The organism is Prevotella sp. 885 (assembly GCF_002265625.1).
Lineage (GTDB): Bacteria > Bacteroidota > Bacteroidia > Bacteroidales > Bacteroidaceae > Prevotella.
Genome location: NZ_NOVE01000001.1, coordinates 132,874 through 159,738 on the forward strand (window position 1 = coordinate 132,874; position 26,865 = coordinate 159,738).

The window sequence follows — 26,865 nt, forward strand, 5'->3', positions numbered from 1 at the left end:
TGCAAAGTTAGCGATTTTTTTTCTTTGTGCTGTCACTTTGCCGTGGATATCATTCGTTAGACGAGAAAATATTGTTTTTGATAACGTCGTTGACGAGGCGCTGTCCGTAGACGTCCTGACAGCCCGAACGGTCTGTGCCGCCGAAGTCCATCATCACTATTCCTGCCCCGCCGCGTCGTCCTTCCGCTGTGCGTTCCTCCAAGAGCTTAGCCATGAGAAGGTTGGTCTTGGCGGCGTTGGCGCGATATCCCTCCGTGGTGGATACGGGTTCTTTGGTGTATTCCGTTGACGTGATGCAATATCCTGACGTGTGGTTTATCATCCACGTATAGCGTCCTGCCTCGTCCGCTTTCCTGCGTGTTCCGAGGAGGAAGAGCTGCTGCATGGCTTTGGTTTTCGCCTCCATGTCCGCTTCTTGGCTGGTGTCGTAGAGGTCCTGAACGAGCAGGCTGCCCTTTTGCGTGCATCCCTGTATGGTGGCAGGGTTGGCGGTGTCGATGATGCCGTCGTGACGCCATCCCTCAACGAATGCTCCGTGCGGCACGCTGTCATACTTGTCGCGCGAGAGCAGGAGTATGCGTCCTCTCAACTGTCCCACGGTGATGTCAGGACGGAAGTCGACGAGGAGGTCGCTGTTGAGCGCCAGTATATAGTCCATGCGGTCTGCCCAATGGCTGCTTTCGCGGTTGGGCGACGATTCGTGTCGCATAATGATGATGGCGAACTCCGACGGGTGAGCGCGGAGCGAGTCGCGCAGCATGCTTATCACGGCGGAGAACGTGGTGTTTGTGGCAAACTCGCCGTGGAACACCGTCATCTTCTGCATGCCCAATGAGTCGGTGGCGAGGTCTGGACGGAGGTCGAAGGCGCGTATGCCAGCCTCCCATTGCTTCGCCAGCGTCAGTTCCTGCGTGCGTGCTATGTAGTTGCCCGCAAGCGTATCGGCGTCGATGAATCCCTCTCCCGTAGCAGCGTCGTGCGTGCCGGGAATGGAGAGCCGGCATACGGGCATATCGTCGCTTATCCGTCCTAACCAGTCAGTGGCGTTGGCTGTGGTGGAAAGGATTGTGAAGAGCAGGGTTATGATGGTTGTGCGGTGGAGAAAATTGATGTTCATGAATGGTTAATGTATATTGTCTTAAGCAAAGTTACTATTTATATTTATGTTATCTGCCTAAAAATGAGTAATTTTGCAATCTGGTATACATTTAGATATATATTTACACCAAGATATGAATACGACAACAATAAAGGATTATGAGGTGATGGCTCCGGTGGGGTCGCGTGAGAGTCTTCAGGCTGCCATCCAGGCAGGTGCTGACAGCATCTACTTCGGTGTGGAGCAGCTCAACATGCGTTCGCATTCAGCCAATCATTTCACCATCGACGACCTTCGTGAGATAGCTGCCACGTGCGCCGAGCACGGCATGAAGAGTTATCTTACCGTCAACACCATCATCTATGACGAGGACGTGGAGCTTATGCACCACATCATAGATGCCGCTTATGAGGCGAAGATTTCGGCTGTCATCGCTTCCGACGTGGCTGTGATGACATACTGCAGGAAGAAGGGTGTGGAGGTGCATCTCTCCACACAGCTCAATATCAGCAACGCCGAGGCGCTGGAGTTCTACGCTCAGTTTGCCGACGTGGTTGTGCTTGCGCGTGAGCTTAACATGGACCAGGTGGCTTACATCCACTCTCAGATTTCGGAGCGAAACATCGTCGGACCAAACGGCGACCCCGTCCGCATCGAGATGTTCTGCCACGGCGCCCTCTGTATGGCTGTCAGCGGCAAATGCTATATGAGCCTTGAGAACACCGGACGCTCCGCCAACCGCGGTCAGTGTATGCAGATCTGCCGCCGCTCTTACACCGTCACGGACAACGAGACGGGTCATCAGCTCGAGATTGACAACAAGTACATCATGTCGCCCAAGGACCTGAAGACCATCCGCTTCATCGACCGCATGATGCGTTCAGGCGTTCGTGTCTTCAAGATTGAGGGTCGTGCCCGTGGAGCCGAGTATGTATATAACGTAGTGAAGTGTTATAAGGAAGCCATTGCAGCTGTCCTTGACGGCACGTTCACCGAGGAGCGCAAGGACGAGTGGGACGAGCGTCTTGCCACCGTCTTCAACCGCGGTTTCTGGGACGGATATTATCAGGGTCAGACCTTGGGAGAATGGAACAGCAACTACGGATCTAACGCCACCGAGAAGAAGGTGTACGTAGGTCGTGGCGTAAAGTATTTCTCAAAGCTCGGCGTAGCAGAGTTTACGTGTGAGGCATGCGAATTCTCCGTAGGCGACCGCCTTCTCATCACCGGTCCCACCACCGGCGTGATGTACGTAGACGTAGACGAGATACGTTACGAGCTGAAGCCCGTAGAGACAGCCCGGAAAGGCCAGCACGTCTCCTTCCGCGTCCCCGGAAAGATACGCCCCAGCGACAAGCTGTTTAAGTTAGTGAAAGTAGAGAACAAGTAAAAGAATAACCATGACAATAAATGAAGCACAGGACGAAGTCATTGAGCAGTTTCAGGACTTCTCCGACTGGATGGACAAATACCAGTTGTTAATCGACCTTGGTGGCGAGCTTGAGCCACTGGCAGACAAGTATAAGACAGAGCAGAACCTCATCGACGGCTGTCAGAGCCGTGTGTGGGTGCAGTGCGACATGACCGAAGAAGGCCATCTCGTCTTCACCGCCGACAGCGACGCCCTCATCGTAAAGGGCATCATTGCTCTCCTCATTCAGGTTTTAAGCGACCACACCCCCAAGGAAATCCTTGACGCCGACCTCTATTTCATCGACCGCATAGGTCTGAAGGACCATCTTTCACCGACCCGCTCCAACGGCCTCTTGGCTATGGTTAAGCAGATAAAGATGTACGCCTTAGCCTACGAAAGCAAGCACTAAAGATTATGAAGAAGCTCTTTTTCTCGTCCGTGGCAATGTTTGTGGCAGTTGTCCTTGCCTGCTCTTGCGCTTCCTGCAAGAATTCCGCAAAGACCTCTGCTGCTGAGGCGGACACCATAGCCCTTGTAGGCCCGACGTTCTCCGCCGACTCTGCCTACGCATTCACCGCTGCACAGTGTGCTTTCGGTGAACGCACAATGAACTCACGTGCCCACGACTTGTGTGGCGAGTGGATAATGAAGAAGTTTGCCTCCTACGGCATGACCGTTGAGGCTCAGGATGCTGACGTGAAGGGATGGGACGGCACCACGCTCCACTCCCGCAACATCATCGCACGATTCCGTCCTGAAGCCACCACGCGCATCCTCCTCTGCGCCCATTGGGACAGCCGTCCCTGGGCTGACAACGACCCCGACTCCACCAACTGGCGCAAGCCCGTCATGGCTGCCAACGACGGAGCCAGCGGCGTGGCTGTGATGCTCGAGATAGCTCGAGCCTTGCAGTCAGACACAACGCTGAAAGTGGGAGTAGACTTTGTCTGCTTCGACGCCGAGGACTGGGGCACACCGCAGTGGGCTGACGTGGCTGACGATGCCGACACATGGGCTCTCGGCGCACAGCATTGGGCTACGCACCTGCCGGAAGGTTACGAGGCACGTTACGGCATCCTGCTCGACATGGTTGGCGGTGCCGGCTCTAAGTTCTATCAGGAGGGCGTTTCCAAGCAGTATGCAGCCGAGATAGTCAACAAGGTATGGCGCACCGCTGCCGGCATCGGCTATGGTTCGTTCTTCCCGATGAAGGACGGCGGCATGCTCACAGACGACCACGTTCCCGTAAACGAGAAGGCAGGCATCCCCTGCATCGACATCGTTCCCTTCTTCCCCGACTGCCAGCAAAGTTCGTTCGGTCCGACATGGCACACCGTGAACGACACGATGGAAAACATCGACCCCAACGTGCTCAAGGCAGTAGGACAAACAGTATTGCAGGTTCTATATTCTGAGGAATAATCTAATTTTTGAATTTTGAATTAGGAGTTTTGACAAAAACCTTTTTCCACAGTCCGCTTATGGGCGCAAATCCTATCGGATTTAAATAAAAGGCTTTACATTAGGTCTTACGAGAACCCGTTCTCGACAACCTAATGTAAAGCCTTTTATTTGTGCATAGCACGCGCCCATAAGCGGAAAAAACAAACTGTCAAAGCCCTGCCTATCAATTTCTAACTCCTAATTGCGCTTTGCGCACTCGCGCATCACGCGGAGCCAGTTGCCACCCCATATTCTTGCCATATCCTCTTCTGAGAATCGGCGGCGCAGCAGTTCCTTAGTGAAATTTATTAGTTCTGAAGCATCGGCAAGTCCCGGTACGCCGCCGTCGCCGTCGAAGTCCGTGCCCAGACCGACGTGTTCTATGCCCATTATGCTGATGGCATGCTCCAGGTGGCGCATGGCATCGAGGACAGAAGCCTTGCCTTCTGCTTGCAGGAATCCGGCGTAGAGCGTTATCTGGCATACGCCACCCTTCTTAGCCATTGCCCTCATCTGGTCGTCCGTAAGGTTGCGTGGTACGTCGCACAGCGCCTTGGCGTTGGAGTGAGAGCATACGATTGGCGTCTTTGATATTTCCAACGCGTCGTAGAACGACTTCTCACCCGCATGACTAAGGTCCACCATCAGTCCCAAGCGGTTCATCTCGCCAATGACCTTCGCTCCGAATTCAGACACGCCGCCGTGAGTATTGGCGGAACGTTTGGCGGAATCGCATATTTGGTTGTCACCATTGTGACACAATGTTATATACACAATGCCGCGTCGAGCGAAATGCTCCACGTTGCGTATGTCGTCCTCAATGGCAAGTCCGTTCTCTATGCCAATCATGAGCGACTTCTTTCCTGCACGCTTGTTAGCCCAAAGGTCTTCCTCTGTTCGTGCCAGAGCAATAAGGCTTTTGTCTCTCAGCACCGTCTCGTCTATCTTGTCAAAGATAAGGTCAGCATACGCTTTCGGTCCGCTGACGGGGAACGGAGCTATCTCTGCGAACGTCTCTCCCGGCTTCGGTTGCGGCAGATACGCCACCATTGTCACGGCGTCAGTTCCACCTTCCGTCATCTTATGGAGGTCGTAGAGGATGCGTGGGTCGCGCTGCTCGAAGGCTATTCCTTCGGGGAAGAACATCGGCGTGTCGCAATGCGAGTCGAGTGTAAGGTGGCGTTCCTGGAAGCGTCGTGCCTCACGATAGAGACTTGCCTCTTTGGTAAGCCACTTGAAGAGGGGCTGTCCTTCGTCGCCGAGCCACTCAGGATGCCACTGAACGCCCATTACAGCCTTGTGCTCGCTGCTCTCCACAGCCTCGATGATGCCGTCCGGCGACGTTGCCACCACGCGCAAATGAGGCCCTGCAGCAGCCACCGCCTGATGATGGAACGAGTTGACGAAGAGGCTCTCCGTCCCGTAGATGTCGTGCAGCACAGAGTCCTTCTCTATATCCACGCTGTGCGTAGGTTCCGACTGGTCAGCGTCCTGCGAGTGCTGGAAGTTTGTGGCGATGTGCGAGATGTCCTGATGGATGCGTCCTTCGAGCGCCATTGCGAGCACTTGCACGCCGCGACAGATGCCGAGAATGGGTATCTGACGGTTGAATGCCAGACGAGTTATCATCAGTTCAGGCAGGTCGCGAACGGCATTGATGTGATGCAGCTTGGTGGAAGGCTGTTCGCCAGCCCACAGCGGGTTGACGTCTGCGCCACCCGTCAGTATTATTGCGTCCACGCGTTCCAGCGTTGACTGGATGACATCCGCGTCGTCTATTGGCGGAATAAGAAGTGGAGTGCCGCCCGCCTTGACTATCTGGTTATGGTAGAGTTCGCGTACGGTGACGTCAATGCCGCTATGATTGGTGGTAATGCCGATTACGGGGCGCTTCGATTCTTTCGGTGCCTGACCGTAAACGGCTTTCAGATGTTGTTCTAAGGAGAATGTCTTCATATTATAATATGTGTGTATATAAATGCCAAAGCGCCCTGTAAGCGCAAAAGTGAGCGGCACGTCAGTGTGTCACGCCTTTACTTTTGCCCTTACAGGGCGCGTCTTTTGGATGTCTTGTTGTGTGCGCCTCATTATTCCTCGTCCAGCATATCTTCCATGTGTACTGGAATTTCGCGTTTGATGCTTTGGTCGAGCGAGATGAGAGTCTCTGTAGAGACCACTCCCGGAATCATCTGCATCTTGCTGTTGAGGAGGTCCATGAGCTGCTCGTTGTCACGGGCATAGAGCTTGATAAGCATAGTGTAAGGACCGGTGGTGAAGTGACATTCCACGATTTCAGGGATGTCCATCAGACGTTCCACCACAGTCTTGTACATGCTGGCACGTTCGAGGTTGAGACCTACGTAGGTGCATGTAGTGTATCCGATGCTCTTCGGATTGACGTCGAAACCGCTACCGGTGATTACGCCGCCCTGGATGAGGTGTTGCACACGCTGGTGAATAGCAGCGCGCGATACTCCGCACTCAGCCGCTACGTCCTTGAACGGAATGCGTGCGTTCTTGGAGAGGATGCTGAGGATTTTCTTGTCAAGATTGTCTATCTTATCCATTCCTTTTTGTTTTTATGTTTATCCTTTACAATTTGTCAGCAAAATTAGCCATTATTATTGAGATATACAACAAAGTGAACAACGATTTTTGAATTATTGCACAAAATGACAGCGGAATGGTTGAATATTATCAATTATTGAGGTAACGCGAATCGTCATAAAAACAAATATTGTCACTAACATACGCACACAGCGGAATAACTCAAAATTCCTAATTCGTGCAGCGTCATATTGCTGCACGCTATCCTTTTCTTCCGAAATCCGCCGGCACTTCTCCCCATTTCCTTGTCTCCCACTTCACGATATGGTTCTTTATCTGGTGTGTTCGGAGCCAGTTTTCGGCGCGTGCAATTATCTGATAGAGCTGTTCGGTCTGCGGTGTGCGCAGCAGCTTGGTCTTGCATTGGCGCTTCTGCACCCATAGAATGGCGTTGTGCGAGTCGGAATAGATTGTCTTTCCGGTGACGCCCTGACGGTCAAGAAGGGCGAGGGCGTGAACTATGGCGAGAAATTCCCCTATGTTATTGGTGCCGTGAACGGGTCCGAAATGGAAGACCTGCGCTCCGGTGGCGAGGTCGATGGCTTGATATTCCATCGGTCCGGGATTGCCGGAGCAGGCTGCGTCCACCGCCCATGCGTTTGCTGTCACCTCCATAGGAAGCGGCAGAACGGTGTCGTTGCGGTAGTCAGGGGGATTGATGATATTGTCTGTCATGCGATGTCTTTAATGTTTATGCGTCAGCAAACCAACGTCATGATGATGATTTGCGCTATTACCACACGGATGAACATGCCGAGCGGATAAACCGATGTGTAGGCTACGGCGGCGCGGTCGCCCTTGATGGTCTCGTTGGCGTAGCTGAGTGCCATAGGGTTTGCCATGGCGCCGCAGAGCAATCCGCAGATGGTTCCGAAGTCGAACTTCTTGGTCTTCAATGCCACGGCGCCGATGATGAGCAGCGGCAGCATGGTAAGCACCAGACCGATGCCCACCCACATGAGTCCTTCGGGACGTACCACGGTGGAGAGGAAGTCCTTACCGGCTGAGAGACCGAGGCAGGCAAGATAGAGCGAGAGTCCGAGCTTGCGAAGCATCAGCGATGCGGAACGTGTGGTATAGGTGATAACGCGCAGACGCGAACCGAGAGCACCGACGATGATACCCATGATGATAGGACCTCCGGCGATGCCGAGCTTCACCGGCGAACTCATTCCCGGCAGGCTGATTGGTATCATTCCGAGAGCCAGACCCATGAGCAGTCCGAAGAAGATGGCGCCGAGGTTAGGCTCGTTCAGTCTGCCCATAGCATTGCCGAGGAACGCCTCGGCGTGGTCGATGTCCTCCGGTGTGCCCACCACGGTAAGGCGGTCGCCATACTGGAGGTGGAGCGAGTCGGTGGCAAGGAGCTTGATGTCGCCTCGCATTATGCGGCTTACGTTTACGCCGTAGGTCTCGCGCATGTGCAGCGAGCCGAGCGTTTTCGAGTTGAGCTTGGTGCGTGTCATGACGATGACGCGGCTCTCGACGGTGGAGTCGATGGCGTTCCAGTCAATCTTGTCGCGGTTCCAATCCTTCTCCACGTGTTTTCCGAAGAGAATGTCCATTACCGGCACCTCGTCACGTGTGGTGACTATGAGGATGTTGTCGTTCTCCATCATGACGGTCTGCGCCATCGGCACGATAACCTTGCCGTTTCGCCAGATGCGCGAGATGATGAAGTGGCGCTGTGATGTCTGCGCTATTTCGGCGATGGTCAGTCCCACAATGGCAGGATTTACCACCACGAACTGTCCGATATACGTATTGTCCTCGTCGCTGTGGCTGTGCGGAATGAGGTCTTCGGGCTTCACAAGGGTCTTGCGAAGCAATATCATAGCGAAGATGACGCCAACTACACCGAGCGGATAAGTGACGGCACAGCCGAGTGCGGCGCCGCTGCTCGATACGTGTGCGGAGATAAGAGCCTGCTGTGCGGCACCGAGAGCAGGCGTATTGGTGGTGGCACCGCAGAGGATGCCGACCATATCGGGGATGGTTATGCCCGTAACAAGACAGAGCACCAGAGCCATAACCGTTCCGAGGAGGATGATGGCGAAGCCCCATAGGTTGAGCGCTATGCCCTCATCGCGCATCAGTCCCACGAAGTTGGGTCCGACGTGCAGTCCGAGTGCATACACGAAAATGGATAGTCCGAATGTTTCGGCGAAGCTTGTCATCCCGGGGTCGGCTTCGAGGTGGAGACTACCAGCGACGATGCCCATGAAGAAGACGAAGGCCACACCAAGCGAAATACCTTTTATTCGAACTTTTCCCATGAAGACGCCTATCGAAACAATCAACGAAAGGAGGAAACATGTCTGCACGGGGGTGTGATCGATGAAGAGGGAGTTTATCCAGTCCATATCTTCTTTGTTTTACTTTCTTTTTACTTTCTTGTGTTTTTAGCTATTGAGTGCCGTACACAACGGCTTTGCAAAGTTACTGATAAAAAACGAGATACGGACCAGTAATAAAAACTAACTTCGCAAAATGCCGTAACAGATAATTTATGTCCAGTCAGATACAGACTTATATCTGACCTGCTTCCACTTGTCTTACAATGCGTTCCGTGTATTTGTCCACTCCCTCCGGATCGTACTTCTTCGTCAGCGAAGCGCCGAAGAGCGAGGCGAAAGCCTGATAGAAGCCGGCGCGGATCGGACCTAAGAATGCCTGGATGAGCTGGTATGACGACGAGTTGCACTCACGATATACCAGTTTGATGAGCAGTTTGCCCTGCGAATAGGTCAGCTTCTTCATGCGCGGCGTATATTCCTTGCGTATGCCTTTTTCCACGCGCTTCATGTGTTCGTCCTTCGACTTCTTGTCAGGCAGCGTCTGAAGGTATTCGTATGTCTCCACAATGATGGAGTTGACCTCCTTGGCGATGGGCAATACCTTCTTGATGTTAGCCACCAGTCGGTTGTATGCCTGTCGCTGTCTCTCGTCCTTGAACGTCAGTTTGGGGTAGACATAGAGCGTGTTAAGCTCCACGTACTGTATGCTGTCGTTATCGACAAGCGCCTTGCCCACCTTCACCATCGGCACGAAAACAGGCGAGTCTGAGCCCACCTCGCTGTCGTCAGAGGTGACATCGTCCTGTGCAGCCGCCGTCATACATGCCGTGAAGAGCAGCATGACGGTCATCATAAGTATGGTATTTATTCGTTTGAGCATAGCTTTTATTGTTTTAATTGACGTGCTGAATTAGCTTAGAACACCATTGCAACGTTCACTCCGGCTGCCTTGTCCTGATAATACGGCATGCCGAAGAATGCTGTACGCTTCATGCGCTTGCTGCAGTCCGACTTGCGGAAGAGTTTGGGATAGAGCCAGTAAGCGAACTTTGTGGAGAGCATGCCCACGGCAGCGCCAGCCAATACGTCGTTTGCCCAGTGGCGGTCATTGTGCATACGCAGGTAAGCCACGGCTGCAGAGAGTCCGTAAGCCGTGTATCCTATCCACGGATGGGTGGTGCGATATTCCTGATAGAGCATCTCTGCGCCCACGAAAGCCGTGGCGGTATGTCCTGACGGAAACGAGTTGCGCGATGACGAATCGGGGCGTTTCTCCTTAAAGGTATATTTAGCCACATTCACCACCGCTGCCATCGTTGCGTAAGACATCATCATTATGATGGCGCGATCCTTGAAGGCATGCTGTCCTTTCACGCCACAGAGTCCCAGTCCGAGCGTCAGCGCAGCCGGGGCGTACTGCATGTAGTTGTCGATGGATGTCTTGTTCAGTCCTTTCTGCGAGAACGTGTTGTGCAGATTCTTGCGCAGATTCTTTCCCCACGAAGCGTTCACGCAGATTGCGCCGAAGACTGCCACGCCTCCAGGAATCAGCCATTCGGCTGCACGGAAGTGGTGTGTCGGGTCTTCTTTGTCTTTGTAAGGATCGTAACTGAAGGCGCTGTCCAGATTTTCGGCAGCCCCGCCGTAAGGATATGTAGCCACGGCAGCCGTGTCCGCAGCTACTGTCTTCTCGTTGATAACGGAGTCAGCGGCGCTGAAAAGCGAGTCGCCCTCATAGTCAAAACCGTCTGCTGCTGTGCTGACCGTGTCGGCAGCGAAGCCCTCGTCATAGGATTTGGCGTTGGCGTTAAGCGAGAGGAGTGTCATGACAAGGCTCAAAGCCATCGTCATTATAGTGTTGTTCTTGTTCATAATCTGTTGGTTATAAAGTTGCAAAGTTAGCAAAAAAGTCTCAGACAGCGCAAATACAACAAAGGATATTCACAAACAGGCAGAACAAACAAAATAATTACGCTCAGACGCGGAAGCAACGAATAAAATATTGCCTTAGACGGCGAAACAAAGAATCTTATCTGTAACGAATTATTGGATTTGAATACAGCCAAAATTCGTAAATTAGAGATAAATTTCGTTGTTTCGCCGTCTAAGGCAATATATACTTAACTTCCTGTTTAGAAGTGGATGCCTAAATTGGCGAGTAATGCTCTTACAGCGAAGAACACCATTGGCATGAAGAGTGCGGGGAGAAGGTTGATGGTCTTGCAGTCCTTGATGTGCAATATGCCCAAGCCCGAAGCGGCAATGAGGATACCACCCACTACCGACACCTCGCAGATGAGTTCTTCGGAGATGAGGTCGCGCGAAAGGAGTGCCAAGCCGAAGATGGATGACATCCATATAAAGACAACCACACCGACGAGCGCGATGCCGAAACCGTAGGACGACGCCAGCACGAGGACAGTTACGAAGTTGAGCGTGGCGGCGGTCATAAGATATGTGTTATCGTTGTAAAGCGCACTCATCACGGGGCCCATCATGGCAAGCGTTCCGACGCAGCAGAGCAGCACACCGGTGGTGATGCCCTCTCCGAGGTTAGATCCCGAGATGCTTCGTGTGGCGTTTTCCATGCGCTGGTCCATCTTGAGGAGAGTTCCTATGAGTCCGCCAATGGACAGACAGAAGATGAAGAGCACTGGATACTGTGTTTTCTGCATACTTTCTATGGCGACGTTCATACCTAAGGTGATGGCACAAAGTCCCATAGCGGTGTTAAGCACATTTACGTACTTCTCGCTGATGCCTCTCTGAAACAAGGCTCCAAGGGCGCTACCAATAAAGATGGCTACTGCATTAAGAATGATTGCGAACATGTTGGGGTAAGTAATAGATTTTTCGTTAAACGTTAAAAAAACTTATGCAAAGGTAAAGTGAATGCCACAAACCACCAAATTTTAACAAACAAAAAACAGATATGTAACGAAAAAAGTCCTGCAAGTACCGTTGTCAGTACTTGCAGGACTTTTATATTATCCGAATTATCCGAACGAATGGTCGTCAGTCAGGATGTCTTACTCCTGCGGCAACATTGTCACGGTGATGTGGTTGTTGGCCTTGTTGAACTCCTTCATGAAGTTGCAGATATCCTGCGGTGTGAGAGCCTCTACAATCTTCTTGTAGTCTGAATGGCTGTCGAAGTTGCGGAAGTAGCTGTCAGCGATAACGCCCATCCAGTAACCGTTGGTCTTAACCTGGTCGTCAATCTGCTTGAGGACAAACTCCTTGCACTTCTGGAACTTGGCAGCGTCGCAAGTGTTGGCAAGCTTCTGTTCCTCTTCGTTCATGATCTTGATGGCAATCTCCTTCTTCTCAGGCTTCATTGGGCAGTAAGCGAAGATCTGGAACATGCGGTAGTTGTCCTCAGAGAATGTTGAGCTGCCTGAAGCGCCTACAGAGTAAGCAGCGCTTTCCTTTTCACGGATCTTGTCGAGATATTCCATAGAGAGCACCTGACCTGCGATGTCGGCGCAGATAGAGTTCTTCAGAGTGTAAGGCATTGTGGTGTTGTGCCATATCATGTATGAAGTGGCCTTCGGAGTCTCCTGCTTGCGTGTGAAGGTGTTGTCGATAACACCGGGAGCGATGTCCATTTCGCGCTTGCTCTTAACCACCTTGCCCTTTGCAGGCAGAGCGCCGAGATACTGGCAGATGAGGTTCTTGATGGTAGCCTCGTCATAGTTGCCTACGATGGTGAATGTCCATCCGTTAGCGTTGGCTGTACGCTCCTTAGCAATCTGGAGGATGCGGTCATAGCTGACGTTCTTGAGGCTGTTCACTGTGAGCGGAGCCACGCGCTTGTTGTGAGCGTAGATAGTGGCAGTGAGCGAGTCAGAGAGAGCCACCTCAGGATTGAGGTCGCGGTCCTTGAGCTGCACCTCATACTGGTTCATCAAGTTGTCGAACGACTTCTGGTCCTTGTTGATGTTAGTGAAGTAGAGGAAAACCATCTGGAGCATTGTCTCAACGTCCTTCGGTGTTGAGTTACCAGAGATAGAGGTATACTGCTGGCTTGTGAGCGAGAGGTTGGCGTTGGCAATCTTGCCTGCGAGAGCCTTCTGCAGTTCTGTTGCAGAGAATGCACCGAGTCCGCTTGCGCCGATTACGTCGTCAAACATCTGGAGGTTAGTGTAGTCTTTCTCGCCGTAGAGAGTCTGACCGCCGAATCCGCGACCGCTGAGGATCACCTGGTCCTTCTTATAGTCGGTCTTCTTGAGGTTAACGGTCACGCCGTTAGAGAGAGTAAGAGTGGTGTAGCCGAGTGTGGCGTTCTTTGTCTCCTTCTTCACCTTACCTGCCTTGGGGAGGTTTGTGATGAGCGGTTCGTTCTTCACGTTGTCCACGTAAGCCTGGATGTCAGCTGTGCGTGCAGAGTGGATGGCGTCAATGAGCTGCTCCTTTGTGGGATATACGTTGCCCTCAGCCTCGTTGCAGAATGCGAGCATCACCATGTTAGAGTCGTTCTCAGGAACGTACTGCTTCATCATCTCGTTGATAACCTCAACGGGAATGTTGGGTACAATCTGCTGCATAAGACCGTACTCTACGTCGAGAGACGGCATCGGGTCGCCGTCGAGGAAGTTGTCCTTCAACGGAGCGTAGAGAGCGTCGTTGGTGCGCTTGTCCTTGTTGCTGTATACCTTATCGAGCATGCTCTTGTATGTCTCCTGGAAGCGTGCATACTCTGTGGCTGTGAATCCGAACTTGGCAGCGCGGAGAGCCTCAATGTAAGCAGCCTTGAGAGCATCAGCCGACTTGGCGAGCTCCTTCGGAGTAACGCTGAGGCTGAAGGCGTCCTTTGTCTTTGCGAAGATGTAGTTGCCGTCGCTTGCTGAAGCGCCTACGTACGGGCAGTCAGCCTCAAGGCTCTTCTCCTGAAGACGGGTGCTGAGCATGTGCATGGCAGCGTTCTGGGCGTACTGATAGACGAGGTAGTTGGCTGTGTTCTTCATCTCCTCAGGGAAGACGTCATGCTTGATCATGAGGTCAACAGAGTTGGTGGCCTGCTCCTTGTCCTTGTCGATGATGATGATAGGCTCGGCATTGTCGGGCACCTGCTCTGCTACGATGGGAGCGGGGTTCTCAGGATTCTTGAACGATCCGAAGAGCTCCTTTATCTTCTTCTCTGTGTAGTCAACGTCAACGTTACCTACGACGATGATGGCCTGGTTTGTGGGATGATACCACTTCTCATAGTAGTCGCGGAGTTCCTTCGGCTTGAAATAGTCGATAACCGACATAAGTCCGATAGGATAACGCAGACCATACTTCGATCCGGGATAGAGAGCGGGGAGGTTGCGCTCGAACATACGGCTTGATGGGCTGGTACGCAAACGCCACTCCTCGTGGATAACGCCGCGCTCCTCGTCGATCTCCTTGGGGTCGAGTGTGAGACTGTTCGACCAGTCGCTCAGGATGAGCAGGCAAGAGTCGAGAGCCGACTGACGTTCTGTCGGCACGTTAGAGATATTGTATACGGTTTCGTCTATGGAAGTGTAAGCGTTGAGGTCACGTCCGAACTGCACACCGATGCTCTCGCAATAGCGGATGACACCGTTGCCGGGGAAGTGCTCTGTGCCGTTGAAGCACATGTGCTCAAGGAAGTGGGCCAGACCACGCTGTGCTTCTTCCTCCTGGATGGAACCCACCTTCTGCGCAATGTAGAAGTTGGCGCGGTTCTCCGGCCAGTTGTTGTGACGGATGTAGTAGGTAAGCCCATTGTCGAGCTTTCCGATACGCACGTCTGGATCGACGGGTAACGTAGGCATCTGCTGTGCCTGTGCCAGCCCTGCAAAGAAGAGAAGGGCTGCAACCATCAGTTTTCTTAATTTCATATTGTTGTTTATTTGGTTGATATTTCTTGTTTAAGGTTTAGTAGTCAGATTGCGGATTATACGGATGCAAAGTTATATTATATTTTCGAAATTAAAAGAATTATAGATATTATTTCGGCGAAAAATCTACTATTTATAAACAAAATAGAATTTTATTAACATATCACTTAATCCTAACTCCTGATTTCTATATCTGCGAATTTGTCCACTATTATGTCTGCCCCTGCTTCTTCGAGGCTTTCTTTTGTGCCGTTGCCGTAGGTTACTCCGACGGTGGTGCATCCGGCGTTGCGTCCCATGAGTATGTCGAAGTGGGTGTCGCCGATAACGATGGCGTCTTCGGGATTGAGATTAAAGTGACGGAGTGTCTTGATGACGGGTTCGGCATCGGGCTTGGCATGTGTGACGTCTTCGGCGGCGATGATGTAGGTTATGATGTCGTCAAGACGGAAGGAGCGGATGAAGTCGATGACAGACTGTCTGCCGCGGCTTGTGGCTATGGTGAGTATCATGCCGCTCCCATACATCTGTCTGAGCGTGTCTGCCACTCCGGGAAACATCTTCACGCCTATTCTGTCGTTCACTTCGAAGAAGAGACGGCGGTAGCAGGCTGTACATTCCGCTGCCTTCTCTGCGTCCATCGGCTCCAGTACGGGGAAGGCTTCCACGAGGGGCAGTCCTATTGTGGCGGCTATCTCTTCGTCTGTGTGCTGCGCCATGTGCATGGCGTCGAATGTGCGATGGAATGTGGCAAGTATGACGGGGCGTGTGTCGGCGATGGTGCCGTCAAAGTCGAGTATTGCGATTTTCTTCATTTTATGCTTATATTCTTAAAACTATTCTCTTATGCGTTTTATCGTCTGCAAAGTTAATTATTCTGCCTCAAACCGACAAACCTCATAAACACAAAAAAAGGAGCGAACCCCGAAAGGTTCGCCCCCATATTATTATAAGAATGTGAGATATGTCATTCTCTTACTTCTTGTCCCACCATACGCGGGTGTCGTTGAAGTCGTCCTCTGTCTGCAGGCCAAGACGCTGGAGAGCCTCCTTGTAGTTCTCAGTGTTGATCTGAACCTCGTCAGAAGGATAAGGCATACGACGAACGATGCCAGGACCCCAGTTGCCCAGTGTGTTGAAGTTGGTGTGCTTAGAGCAAGGCTCCTGAAGCTCAGGATAGCCTGAACGACGCCAGTTGGCGTACGACTCATACTCGTCGCAGAAGCAGGTGATCCAGTACTGAGTGTTGATCTGCTTCAGAGCCTCAGCCTCCTTGAACGGGTTGGCAGCGAGGTAAGCGTTGATGGCATCGTCAGTGAGGTACTTGCCACAGAGAGCCTTGGCGTTGGCACTCGGATAAGTGTTGAACTGCTTCATAGCGCAGCGAACACCTGCCTCATAGAATGCCTTTGCGTCACCGCTGATGTAGCCACGGTATGCAGCCTCTGCGAGCAGGAGGTTGGTCTGAGCGGCTGTACATACGAATGTAGGACCAGTCGGGTCGCCGTATGTTGAGCGGTTAGGCTGTGAGTAGACCTTCTTGTAGTACTTGTCGCTGCTCTCGTCAGAGAGAACCTCGTCTGTGAACTCCTCAGGATAATACTTCTTTATAGAATAGTCTGAAGATGCAGACATGCTGTAGAATCCCTTCATAGGCTTCTGCTTCTCAGGAGCAGAGTTGTCCATCTTGGCAGGATCGACGTCCTTTGTCATGTAGTCTGTAGGATAAACACACATGATCAGAGGAATACGCGGGTCGTTGGTGCTGCTGAGGACATTATAGAATGTCTCGTTGATGAAAGCCACACCCGGATCCTCGTGAACGAGAATCTTTGCGTACGGCTCAGAAGAGTCGTTGGTTGTTACACCGCCAGTGTGCATGAGGTAGCAGTCGTCAGCGTTGGTTGTGATTACGCCGTTGGCATAAGCCTTGGCTGCGTATGCCTTGGCTGTAGCCTCGTCCACCTTTGTCAGACGCATAGCCACACGGAGCATCAGAGAGTTGGCAAACTTCTTGAGCTTGGCAACGTCACCGTTGTAGAAAAGCTCCTGTGTGCCGAGTGATGCTGTACCAGAGCCGAGGTTAGCCTGAGCCTCGTCCAGCTCCTTGAGGAGGTCCTTATAGATGTCCTCCTGCTTGTCATACTTCGGATAAGCATACTCTTCCGGCTGACCAGCCTCTGAATAAGGGATGTCACCGTGAAGGTCAGTAAGACGCTGGAAGGTGTAAGCGCGGATGATACGTGCGATCTGATAGTTCTGCTGGTTGGCAGGATCGTCCTTCCACTTGCGGATTACTGTCTGGATGTCGCGGATAACGCCACGGCCGCCAGAACCAAGGGCTGATCCCCAGTAAGCGGCAGCATAACCGTTGGAGTAGCTGTTGATGCCGTAGCTCCACCACCAACCGCCGGCAGCGATGTGCTGATTCCACTGTGAGAGGTAGATCAGTCCGTCACGCCATACGTCCCAGTCAGAACCGAGCGACTGGTGCTGTGCGTTTGTGAATACCATCTGGTAGTTCACGTTTCCGGAGTTGGAGTGCTCCGGATCTACGTTGAGGTCACCGAAGTCACCGCAGCTTGAAGCCAGGGCGACAATGGAGAGCGCAGCGAGTGTATTTTTAATATATCTTTTCATAATCTTTATGATCTTATATTATGTTAGAATTTGAGGTTAACATTGAAACCGATGTTGCGAGTGTACGGATAACCGTTGAGCTCCAGACCCTGACCGTTGCTGTTGTTGTAAGCAGCCTCCGGATCGATGTTGTCTGTGTGCTTCATGATTGTCCACAAGTTACGTCCGATGACAGAGAGTGTCAAGCCCTTCACGTACTTTGTCTTTGCGAGAAGGCTCTTCGGGAATGTGTAGCTCAGCGAAACCTCACGCAGCTTGATGAAGCTTGCGTTGTATGTGAACTCCTCAGCGATGTTGTTGTCACAGATCTTACCGTAGTAGTTCTGTGCAGTAACAGCCACCTGGTTAGGCTTGCCAGTAGCCTCGTCGATACCCGGGAATACATAAGTCTGGTTCGGGTTCTCCTTTGTACGGCCTACGAGAGTGTTCTTGTGGAGACCGTTGCTGTAAGCCTGGTAGTTAGAACCAGAGAAGAGCTTAGCACCGAACTTGTAGTCGATGAGGAATGAGAGAGCGAAGTCGCGATACTTGAGTGTGTTGCTCCAACCGCCGGTGTACTTGTATACGCCGCAGCCAAGGCTAACCTGCTCGCCGTTGTTCTGTGGGAGACCGTCCTTCAGGAGCAGACGACCCTGAGCGTCACGCTTGTACTTGTAGCCGATGAGCTGACCGTAAGCAGAGCCTACTACGTTGTAGACACCTACCGAGCCCATACGTGATGTGGCACCCTCGATGGCAAGACGCTCAACGCCCTCACCAAGGTACTTAACCTCAGAGTTGTTTACAGAGAAGTTGAATGTGGTGTTCCACATGAAGCTCTTTGTCTTCACCGGTGTGGCGTCAACCATAAACTCGAAACCACGGTTCTCAATCTCACCTACGTTTACAACGCGTGAAGAGAAACCAGAAGCTGAAGAGTTAGAGATCATGGCGATATCGTCCTTCGTGTTCTTGATATAGTAAGCAAGGTCGAAGTTCAAGCGGTTCTGGAAGAATGCGAGGTTCAAACCTACTTCCTTCTCAGTAATGCGTACCGGCTTGAGGTTTTCGTTAGGATACTGTGATGTGTTCACTGTAGCAGCCTGAACGCCGTTGATCTTATAGTTCTGCACCTTGTAAGAGAGGAGGTTCTGGTAAGCTGATGTACCGTTAGATGCGAAAGCGTAGCCAACACGAACCTTACCGAAGTCGAACCACTGCGGCAGAGCCTCGCGGAATGAGTCGGTGAATACCCATGATGCAGTTACTGACGGATAGAAGTAGCTGTTGTTGTCCGGAGACAGTGTTGAGAACCAGTCGTTACGTCCGGTTACGTTCAAGAACACCTGGTTCTTCCATCCGAAGTCGGCTGTGAAGTAGAGCGAGTTAACGCGATACTTGGCGTATGTGATCTTGGCACGTGTGTCTGTCGGGTCAAGGTTGTTTACTGACCAGAGTCCGTTCACGATGAACGGACGACCGCCGTCTGTCGGGTAGTAGCCCTTAACGGTGTTGTCCTGCTTGTTACCACCGAATGTAGCTCCAACGCTCCAGTCCTCAGCGAATGTCTTGCTGAATCCGAGGAGGAAGTTGTAGTTCATCTCGTAGTAGTTCTTCATATACTCAGACATGAAGCCGTACGGGTCGGCAGCAGCGCCGGTGGGCTGTACGTTCTTGTTCTCGTATGTATAGCCGTCACGCTGGATTGATCCCTGGAGATAGAGCCAGTCTGTGATGTCCCACTTGAGGTTGATGGCGCCGGTGAAACGGTTACGTCTTGCCTCGTTGGTCTTGCGATACTGCAGCCAGTACGGGTTGTTGAAGTAAACGTTGGTACCGCCGATCATCTCCTTGCCGTCTACTGTAGTACCCCATGGGCTGTCAGCAGAGCCGCGCTCCATCCAACGGATGTCGAATGAGTTGGCATGCCAGAGCAGAGAAGCGTTGGTATTGCCGTTGCCGTCTGAAAGTGAAGAACGTCCGTTAAACTTCTCGAAGATGTAGTTGGCAGTTACAGTGGCTGTCAAGTTCTTGAAGAGGTTGTAAGTGGTGTTCATGTTGAAGCCCACCTGACGGTTATTGGCGTTAGGCAGGATGCCCTTCTCCTTGTTGTATGTAGCGCCGAGACGGTATGTAACCTTCTGGTCAGAACCAGAGATAGCCACAGATGCGTTCTCAGTTACACCAGTGCGATAGAAGTTGTCGAAGTTGTCAACGTAAGAATACTTATACTTGTTGCCGAGGAAGTTAACAGCCTCGCCACCGTCAAGTGCCTCACCCCAGTTGCTTGTCTCAGACTCCTGAGCGGCAACGATGTCCATAGGACGCTTGCCGTCCTTACCCTGACCGAATACCTTCTGGAAGTCGCGCTGGTCGTAGATGGTGTTGAATGTGAGGTTGTTGTTCACCTCGATGCTTACGGGCTGACCCTTCTTACCGCTCTTTGTTGTGATAAGCACGGCACCGTTACCACCGCGGTAACCATAAAGTGCAGAGGCAGCAGCACCCTTAAGCACCTGGATGCTCTCGATATCGTCGGCAGAGATGTTGCTCAGACCGTCACCCATATCGGTACCACCCCATGTGCCACCGCTACCCTGGCTACTGTTATCGAACGGAACGCCGTCAATAACGTAGAGAGGCATGTTGTTACCCGTCATAGAAGCGTTACCACGGATAACGACACGAGAAGAACCACCACCAGTGGCGCCACCTGCTACAGACACACCGGCAATCTTACCTGAGAGGGCGTTACCGAGGTTCGGGTCACGTGCGAGCTGGAACTCGTCGCCACCCACCTTTGTTGTAGAGTAGCCGAGCGAACGAGCCTGACGCTTGATGCCGAGGGCTGTAACAACAACCTCGTCGATGGCCTGGCTCTCGTCCTGGAGAGTGATGTTGATATTGTTCTTTCCGTCTACGGAAACTACCTGTGTCTGCGATCCCAAATATGAAATCTCGATCTTAGATTTTGGCGATGGTACTGTGATCTCATAGTTACCGTCGATGTCCGTGATGGCACCGCTCTTAGTGTCACCCTGAACCTTAATGGAGGCACCGATAACGGGTTCTCCAGTAGCATCCTTTACGGTACCTTTAACCACGGTACTCTGGGCGCTTGCAGCAGCAGCTGTCAGCACCAACGCACCGGTAAGGCACGCTCTCCTTAGAGAGTGCACATAGAAATTCTTTTTCTTCATTGTTCTAGGATTGTTGTTTATAATAAGGTTGTAATATTTTCGGTTTAGAATACTTATTATTACAAAACTCTTTTGACTTGTTCTCTTATGTTTTAATTACTATTTATCGTGGTTTGGGGTCAATTGTTATGACTCAATCGCAAAGTTATTAAAATAGATGTGAAAATGACATAACAAATGGTTAAATAAATGTTAACAAGCCTTACTTTTTACAAGTAAAGACGATAAATATCCTTTTTGTCTATGTGTTTGCCCCAACAACACGAAGCAAAACTGTGCTTTCTGTGTGTTGGGGCAAACCCTTAACGTGTGCTTACATATTGATGTTTTTCACCACTAAAGCCACTGTCTTCATTCTTACATAATCTTCCGAGAGATACATAAGACCTCCGTAGGGATTGGCTGTGCCCCAGGAGTTCTTGGCTATGTAGTAGCGTTGTCCGTTCTGGTCGTGCGCTATGCCGATGAGGCACATGCAGTGGTCGTCGGTGGTCTGACGTGTCTCGAAGGCTTTCTGTCGCTGCTGCTGCGAGCAGGGTGTCGAGTTGTCGCCTAACGTGGCTATGCCGTCCTTGAAGGAGAATCCCGCTTCGCTTGTGTCGCCCTCCCAGCATACGGGATGTCCTGCGCGCAGCGAGCGTTCTATGCGCTTCATGAGCACGTCTATGGGGACGTTATAGAACAGTTCGTCGCTGTAGTTGTCGGGCACTTCCAGTGCGAACGACTCGCCGAAAGGATGGTGCGAGAAGCTGGTGAGCGCTGTGTATTCGCCTTGCATATACACACTGTGGGCAAACTCTTCGGGCGTATATTCGGCTCCGAGCATATACACTTTCCTCGGCAATGCGCCTATGCGTTCGTCGAAGATGCGCTGACATTGCTCCTCCAGCTTGCTCATATCGGTGGACGCGTTGGAGAGCATCACCACGCGCTTGGCAAGTGCGTCGTAGTTTAGTCCGGGATGATTATACGAGTCGTACGGCATTACGCCGTATTCATTCAGCAGACGGAGCAGCTGCGGCGCTGTGCCGTGGAGCGTCACGCGGTCATAGCCGCTCGAGAGGAAGTGGCATCGTGCCTGCTCGGAGAGGAAGTTTCGCGCTACGTAGTCGGCAGAGAGGTTCACGGAGTCGCCCATCATGATGTGCTCTGTCTCTATGGTGGCAAGCATGGCGTACATCCAGCAGAGCGGGCTTATGCCCTGGTCTTTCACGGGCGAATAGCGCAGCATCACCTCATTGGTGAATTTCTTCTTCTGACCAGCCTTGCCGTTTGCTCCGAACGGCAGGTTGTCGCACGAAGTTATGGCTGCCATTACAGCCACAGCAATCATCGCTAAGACAAGCCTACGGTATATTATATGGTGACTTTGCTTTTGCATATAATATATATAATAATGTATATTATTAAGAATTGCTTACTTTACGATGGACGTAATCGGCGCCTTCACGCCCTTCATTCCCACGAGGAACGCCTTGGCTGATCCGAAACGCAGGAACATATCCAGACGTACGGGCACGTGATTGGCGTCGTCGGTGACGTAGAAGCGCACGATTTCCTTATACTTGCCGTTCTCCTTCTCCATGTAGGAGAGCTGTAGGCAGCGGTATTTGTGTCCGTTGTCCGCCTTCACCGTGGTCTTTCCCTTATATTCGAGCACGGCGGGGATAACCTTTGTGCCGTCGGTGATGGGGAAATGGATGCGGTTGCCCTTCTTCCATCCTTCGGGATTGAACGAGCGTGCTCTGAGGAAGATGCTCAGCATGTCGAAGGTACACTCCGTGGGCTTCGACTCGTGCCACACGTGTGTGCCGTTGTTCTTCTGCTGGTGCTGCTTGAGGTGTGTCTTTCCACCGGGATATGAGAAGAAAGCCTCGTCCACGGTGTATCGGTCGCCTTCACGTGCTCCCTTACGGAAGTAGAGCGGCTCCATCTGCAACGAGTTGTAGCAGAGCAGCGTGTCGCGCATCACGAAGAACTTGTCGGCATTTGCTGATGAGCGTGTGATGAGCGAAGAGCGGTATGCCGGCTTGCCGTGATACTTGCTCTCCACTGTCGACATCGACGCGTTGCCCACCTTCACCCATACGAACTTCCAGTTGAAGTAGAGGTTGTATGATAGGTATTCGCCCGACTTGAAAGCCGTGTTCCTGAACTTGCATTGTGCAGCAGACTGTGTCACGCCTGCCGCGAGGAGCAGGATGACGGCGATAATTACGTTTCTGAGTCTTTTCATAGCTTTAGTTGTTTTTCTTGTTTATATTTGGGTTAGAAGGGATAAACGATGCCCATCTTCTTCGCCCTTTCCATATTGCGTTTGGCAATCTTCTTCTGCTGTTCCGCCTTCTGCTTGGTTATGGCAGCTGGTTTCTGCTCGTTAAGCGGACGTGCGGTGGGGTCCCAGTCGAGCGTGATGTCCCACTTCGCCTTGCATTCCATCTCTTCCGGATAGTAATACATCTCCTCCGGTTGCTGATTCAGGCTATAGTTGCCGGTGTCCCAGATGCCGTTACGGTTGGTGTCAACGAAGAGACGTGCGTAATACTTGCCCGGCTTGATGTAGAAGAACTGTGCCGTGCCGTCTTCGGTGACCACTCTCTTCAACGGTGCGCCTTGCGCCGAGAGCAGCTCCACCACCGCCCTCTTGCCCTGCATGCCACGAAGGTTGAGCAGCAGCGTACCGTATTCGTCAAGCTGTCTTACCTTTATGCCGCGCTTTATGCTGCGCGACACGGTGCCGTAGATGTCGGTAAAGGCAGCAGAGTCAACCTCTAAGCTGTATTCGATGCCGGGTCGCCATTCCGCGCGGAACACATAGCTGCGCAGCGAAGGCACGGGCACAGAGTCGGTTGACAGCTTCTGCATGACAGGCTCGAAGCGCAGGTTGGCTGTATACCACAGCGTGTCATGCTTGGCGTAGAGGTGAATCTTGGACGTATCGACGCTTGCCAACGGCGTATCAAAGTCGAAGCGTATGTTGCGGTCGGGGTCGAGTGACGACTCTGCCGAGAGCTTCGGCTCGAGGCACGGCATCGGCATTATGGAGTCGTAAGGCTCGCCTTTCTTCTTTTTCTTGTCCTCCTGCTTCTTCCATTCCTCATATTCTTTCTGCGCCTGCTTCATGCGCTTGGCGTAAGGCTGCTTGGAGAGTATCTGCAGCGTGTCGTGCTGTGTCTGCAGCACGCCGAGCGTGTCGGTGGCAAGGTACGTAAGGGCCACGTCCAGCGTGTCCTGATTGACGAGCGTGGTGTCGCGAAGCCAGTAGGTTATGGTGTCGCCCTTCTCCGACGGTTCAATGATAAAGGCGTCTTTCTCGTTGAAGTTCAGCCCTTTAAGTACGGGCAGTTGGTCAGACCCGTAGCTATAAAAGAGCGAGAAGCGGTTGGCTTCGCTTCTTTCTGCCTTGAGGAACATACGGTCTGTCAGAGTTTCGTTGAACGCTCTCAGCACGATGTCGTCAGGCGTGAAGCGGGTGTATCCCTGACGGGTGATGTCCTTGATGTGGAGCGAGTCCAGCCATACGGTGTCCTGCCTTACGGCGTCCGTGAACGAAGGACGTATGGTGTCGTGCGAGAAGGCTATCTGTTCGCTCTTCTGCGAGAAGCAGTAGTTGCCGTCCATGTCGTTGAGGGCGTATATGCGGTACGTGCCCGGTGCCACGCCACGTATTACGAAGTGTCCGCGCGAGTCGGCGCGAGCCACGCGCAGCATCGGCATCTTGAGGAATGCCGAGTCGGCCATTTCCGCGTACAGACCCACGAGTATTCCCTTCACGGGTTCGAGGTTTTCTGCCTGCACCACGTATCCCGACACCTCCAATGTGTCAATCTCCTCTCCTGTGGAGAAGCTGTAGGTGTAGTTGCCGAGCGGATTGCCCTCATTGTTGTCGCTGATGGCGTCTGAGAAGTCCACGGTGTAGGTGGTGTTGGCCTTCAGCGAGTCCTTCAGTTCCACGCTGATGCGCTTTCCAGTAGCCTTTATCTCTGGCTGCTCCAGCTGCGGCGGCGACACCACCACCTTCTCCGACGCGTTCTCCAGCTTGATGAATTCGTCGAAGAAGATGTTTATCTTCTTTGCCTTGGCATTCACGCTGCCGTCGCCGGGTGTGGCTCCGATGACGCTGGGTGGCGTCTCATCATACCATCCTCCGTCGGGTCGTCCCATTCGTGCACAGGAAGCGACGAGGAGGGCGAGGAGCAATACGAGGACATGTGATATAATCTTGAATATATTCATATAACTGTGATATATGTCTCTTACTGTGCGTTCATCTCCAGCATTTCGTCTATGTTGGCGCGGTTGTTGGAGAGGCGCGGAATCTTGTGCTGTCCTCCGAGCTTGCCCTTTGAGCGGAGCCAGTCGTCGAAGAGTCCCTGACGTGCCTTCACTATCTCGAGGTGCTGCAGGGTGATGTCGTGGAAGCGCTTTGCCTCGTAGTCGGAGTTTATCTCCTGTAGGCGCTTGTCGAGGATGTCGGCGAAGGCGTTGAGGTCGGCAGGTTCCTTGGCGAACTCGATGAGCCACTGGTGGCGGCACTTCGCATTCTGGTCCATAAACACCGGTGCGGCTGTATATTCCCTCACCTCGGCTCCCGTCTGCTGGCAGGCGTAAGCCAGTCCCTTCTCGGCGTTGTCCTGGATAAGTTCCTCGCCGAAGGCGTTGATGAAGTATTTGGTGCGTCCTGTGATGACAAACTTGTATGGCTTGACGGACGTGAACTTCACGGTGTCGCCGATCATGTAGCGCCAGAGTCCGCACGAGGTGGAGATGAGCATGGCGTAGTTCTTGCCCACTTCCACTCCCTCGAGGGGTACGACGGTGGGATTGTCCGTGCCGAACTCGTCCATCGGCATAAACTCATAGAAGACGCCGTAGTCGAGCATGAGCAGCATGGACGGGTCGGTGGGGTCGTTCTGTATGCCGAAGAATCCCTCGGAGGCGTTATACGTCTCCATGTAGTGCATCTTGTCGCTCGTTATGATGCGCTCATACTGAGAGCGATACGGCGTGAAGGCGATACCTCCGTGGAAGAACACTTCCAGGTTGGGCCATACGTCGTTGATGTGCTCCTTGCCCGAAATCTCGAGCACGCGCACCAGCACGCTGAGCATCCACGAGGGGACGCCGGAGAGATTGGTAACGTTCTTCTTGAGGCATTCGTGCGCTATGCGGTCGCGCTTCACCTCGAAGTCGGAGAGCAGGGCTGTCTGCTTCTTCGGCACACGGACAAGATTGACGAGCGGATTGATGTTCTCGATGAGGATGGCACTGAGGTCGCCGACGAGCGACTCCGCCACGTTGTAGTTGGGCGAATGCGATCCGCCCAGTATCAGTCCCTTTCCGTCGAACATTCGGCTCTTGGGATTGTTCTGCAGGTAGAGCGCCACGACGTCCGTGCCGCCCTTGTAGTGTATGTCCTTCAGACCCTCCTGCGACACGGGAATGAACTTGCTCTTGTCGTTGGTGGTGCCTGACGACTTGGCGTACCATCTTACCACGCCGGGCCACAGCACGTCAGGCTCGCCGTGGCGCATACGGTCGATGTCGGCCTTCAGCTCCTCGTATGTGTTGACGGGTACGTTTCGCACGAAGTCGTCGTATGTCTTCGTTGTGCCGAAGAGATGGTTTCTGCCATACTCGGTGTCGGCTGCGGCGTCGAGCAGATGCTGCAGCACGTCGTGTTGCAGTTGCTCGGGTTGTGTGAAATGGCGTTCCAGCTTATGCTGTCGTGGTATGAACGCTCCTCTTATTATACTTGTCAGACTCATTGGTGTCTTGTTTGTTCACAATAGTTTATAGTAAACTGCAAAATTACCTAAAACAAGTGAGAGACAAGCCTTTTTTGTCACTATTTTTCTAAATTATGTCGTAAACCGACGTAATATAGACGGTTAGACGTGGATGTTTTTGACAAGAAGACATGAAGACAGGATTTTTTAGACATGAAGACAGGATTTAGGGACAAACCGAGGAGGCTATGGCGTCTCGCCGTAGCCACGCACCCTCCCATAGCAGAACTGGTGGTACAAAGTTACGTATTACAAGAATCCATCGCATCCCCTAAGATAAGCTAACTGTGTAATCAGCGCCGTGTCCCGAGGGGACACGTATCTATCAGAAACCCACTGCAAGCTCCGAAGGAGCGCAGCTGTGGGATAAGCAAATACTCCCCACCCTACCTTGGTTCCGCGAAGCGGGACCCTCAGCTCATACTCAATCTGCTGGTTGTTCGTATCCACCATGCAAATATCGTACAAAGAGTAAAAACTTGTTACAAAATAAAAATTGATTCTAGAGATTTAGATTGCTGTTTTTACGGTGTTTTGCTGTGCAAACA

At 52.3% G+C, this 26,865-nt stretch carries 19 protein-coding genes; 3 read left to right on the forward strand and 16 right to left on the reverse strand.

Going from position 1 to position 26,865, the window contains the following annotated elements; translation table 11 throughout:
- Window positions 1-49: 49 nt before the first annotated feature.
- Window positions 50-1,117 (reverse strand): hypothetical protein, encoded by a 1,068-nt coding sequence (locus tag CHL74_RS00510; RefSeq protein WP_094879170.1) that lies wholly within the window; start codon window positions 1,115-1,117, stop codon window positions 50-52.
- A 115-nt stretch (window positions 1,118-1,232) separates the two neighbouring features.
- Here CHL74_RS00510 and CHL74_RS00515 point away from each other — a divergent pair, with 115 nt between their 5' ends.
- From CHL74_RS00515 to CHL74_RS00525, 3 genes are read left to right on the forward strand one after another with little or no spacing between them, the layout of a single operon-like run.
- Window positions 1,233-2,489, forward strand: coding sequence for a peptidase U32 family protein (locus CHL74_RS00515; RefSeq protein ID WP_094879171.1), 1,257 nt, complete (start codon window positions 1,233-1,235; stop codon window positions 2,487-2,489).
- A 10-nt stretch (window positions 2,490-2,499) separates the two neighbouring features.
- A complete protein-coding gene (locus tag CHL74_RS00520; protein ID WP_094879172.1) occupies window positions 2,500-2,922 on the forward strand; it encodes a SufE family protein in 423 nt (140 codons plus the stop codon).
- Window positions 2,923-2,927: 5 nt separating this feature from the next.
- The gene (locus CHL74_RS00525) at window positions 2,928-3,935 is read left to right on the forward strand and encodes a M28 family peptidase (protein ID WP_094879173.1); all 1,008 of its coding nucleotides are present in this window, start codon (window positions 2,928-2,930) and stop codon (window positions 3,933-3,935) included.
- 219 nt (window positions 3,936-4,154) lie between these two features.
- Here the strand turns inward: CHL74_RS00525 and CHL74_RS00530 are convergent, their stop codons facing one another.
- The 15 genes from CHL74_RS00530 to CHL74_RS00600 all read right to left on the reverse strand — a co-directional run bounded on the left by CHL74_RS00530 (window position 4,155) and on the right by CHL74_RS00600 (window position 26,296).
- The gene (locus tag CHL74_RS00530; RefSeq protein ID WP_094879174.1) at window positions 4,155-5,912 is read right to left on the reverse strand and encodes a membrane dipeptidase; all 1,758 of its coding nucleotides are present in this window, start codon (window positions 5,910-5,912) and stop codon (window positions 4,155-4,157) included.
- Between the two features lie 131 nt (window positions 5,913-6,043).
- The gene (locus CHL74_RS00535; RefSeq protein WP_094879175.1) at window positions 6,044-6,523 is read right to left on the reverse strand and encodes an Lrp/AsnC family transcriptional regulator; all 480 of its coding nucleotides are present in this window, start codon (window positions 6,521-6,523) and stop codon (window positions 6,044-6,046) included.
- Between the two features lie 241 nt (window positions 6,524-6,764).
- Entirely contained in the window at window positions 6,765-7,238 is a 474-nt protein-coding gene (locus CHL74_RS00540; RefSeq protein ID WP_094879176.1) for an RNase H family protein, read from the reverse strand.
- A 23-nt stretch (window positions 7,239-7,261) separates the two neighbouring features.
- A complete protein-coding gene (locus CHL74_RS00545) occupies window positions 7,262-8,926 on the reverse strand; it encodes a putative transporter (RefSeq protein WP_094879177.1) in 1,665 nt (554 codons plus the stop codon).
- Window positions 8,927-9,092: 166 nt separating this feature from the next.
- Window positions 9,093-9,680 carry a DUF4294 domain-containing protein gene (locus tag CHL74_RS00550; RefSeq protein WP_254923184.1) on the reverse strand — a complete coding sequence of 196 codons (588 nt, stop codon included), beginning with the start codon at window positions 9,678-9,680 and terminating at the stop codon, window positions 9,093-9,095.
- A gap of 95 nt (window positions 9,681-9,775) precedes the next feature.
- Window positions 9,776-10,732: a phosphatase PAP2 family protein gene (locus CHL74_RS00555; protein ID WP_094879179.1), complete on the reverse strand. Its 957-nt coding sequence runs from the start codon at window positions 10,730-10,732 to the stop codon at window positions 9,776-9,778.
- A gap of 260 nt (window positions 10,733-10,992) precedes the next feature.
- Window positions 10,993-11,691: a DUF554 domain-containing protein gene (locus CHL74_RS00560; protein ID WP_094879180.1), complete on the reverse strand. Its 699-nt coding sequence runs from the start codon at window positions 11,689-11,691 to the stop codon at window positions 10,993-10,995.
- Between the two features lie 198 nt (window positions 11,692-11,889).
- Window positions 11,890-14,709, reverse strand: a complete 2,820-nt coding sequence (locus CHL74_RS00565; protein ID WP_094879181.1) for a M16 family metallopeptidase — start codon at window positions 14,707-14,709, stop codon at window positions 11,890-11,892.
- A 173-nt stretch (window positions 14,710-14,882) separates the two neighbouring features.
- A complete protein-coding gene (locus tag CHL74_RS00570) occupies window positions 14,883-15,524 on the reverse strand; it encodes an HAD family hydrolase (protein WP_094879182.1) in 642 nt (213 codons plus the stop codon).
- Window positions 15,525-15,684: 160 nt separating this feature from the next.
- Window positions 15,685-17,349, reverse strand: coding sequence for a SusD/RagB family nutrient-binding outer membrane lipoprotein (locus tag CHL74_RS00575; protein WP_094879183.1), 1,665 nt, complete (start codon window positions 17,347-17,349; stop codon window positions 15,685-15,687).
- A 23-nt stretch (window positions 17,350-17,372) separates the two neighbouring features.
- The gene (locus CHL74_RS00580; protein ID WP_094879184.1) at window positions 17,373-20,528 is read right to left on the reverse strand and encodes a SusC/RagA family TonB-linked outer membrane protein; all 3,156 of its coding nucleotides are present in this window, start codon (window positions 20,526-20,528) and stop codon (window positions 17,373-17,375) included.
- Between the two features lie 313 nt (window positions 20,529-20,841).
- A complete protein-coding gene (locus CHL74_RS00585) occupies window positions 20,842-21,843 on the reverse strand; it encodes a C1 family peptidase (RefSeq protein WP_254923182.1) in 1,002 nt (333 codons plus the stop codon).
- A 102-nt stretch (window positions 21,844-21,945) separates the two neighbouring features.
- Complete coding sequence (locus CHL74_RS00590) at window positions 21,946-22,764, reverse strand: DUF3108 domain-containing protein (RefSeq protein ID WP_094879185.1); 819 nt, start codon at window positions 22,762-22,764, stop codon at window positions 21,946-21,948.
- Between the two features lie 32 nt (window positions 22,765-22,796).
- Window positions 22,797-24,764, reverse strand: a complete 1,968-nt coding sequence (locus CHL74_RS00595) for an Ig-like domain-containing protein (RefSeq protein ID WP_254923183.1) — start codon at window positions 24,762-24,764, stop codon at window positions 22,797-22,799.
- A 20-nt stretch (window positions 24,765-24,784) separates the two neighbouring features.
- The gene (locus CHL74_RS00600; protein ID WP_094879187.1) at window positions 24,785-26,296 is read right to left on the reverse strand and encodes a GH3 auxin-responsive promoter family protein; all 1,512 of its coding nucleotides are present in this window, start codon (window positions 26,294-26,296) and stop codon (window positions 24,785-24,787) included.
- Window positions 26,297-26,865 lie beyond the last annotated feature (569 nt).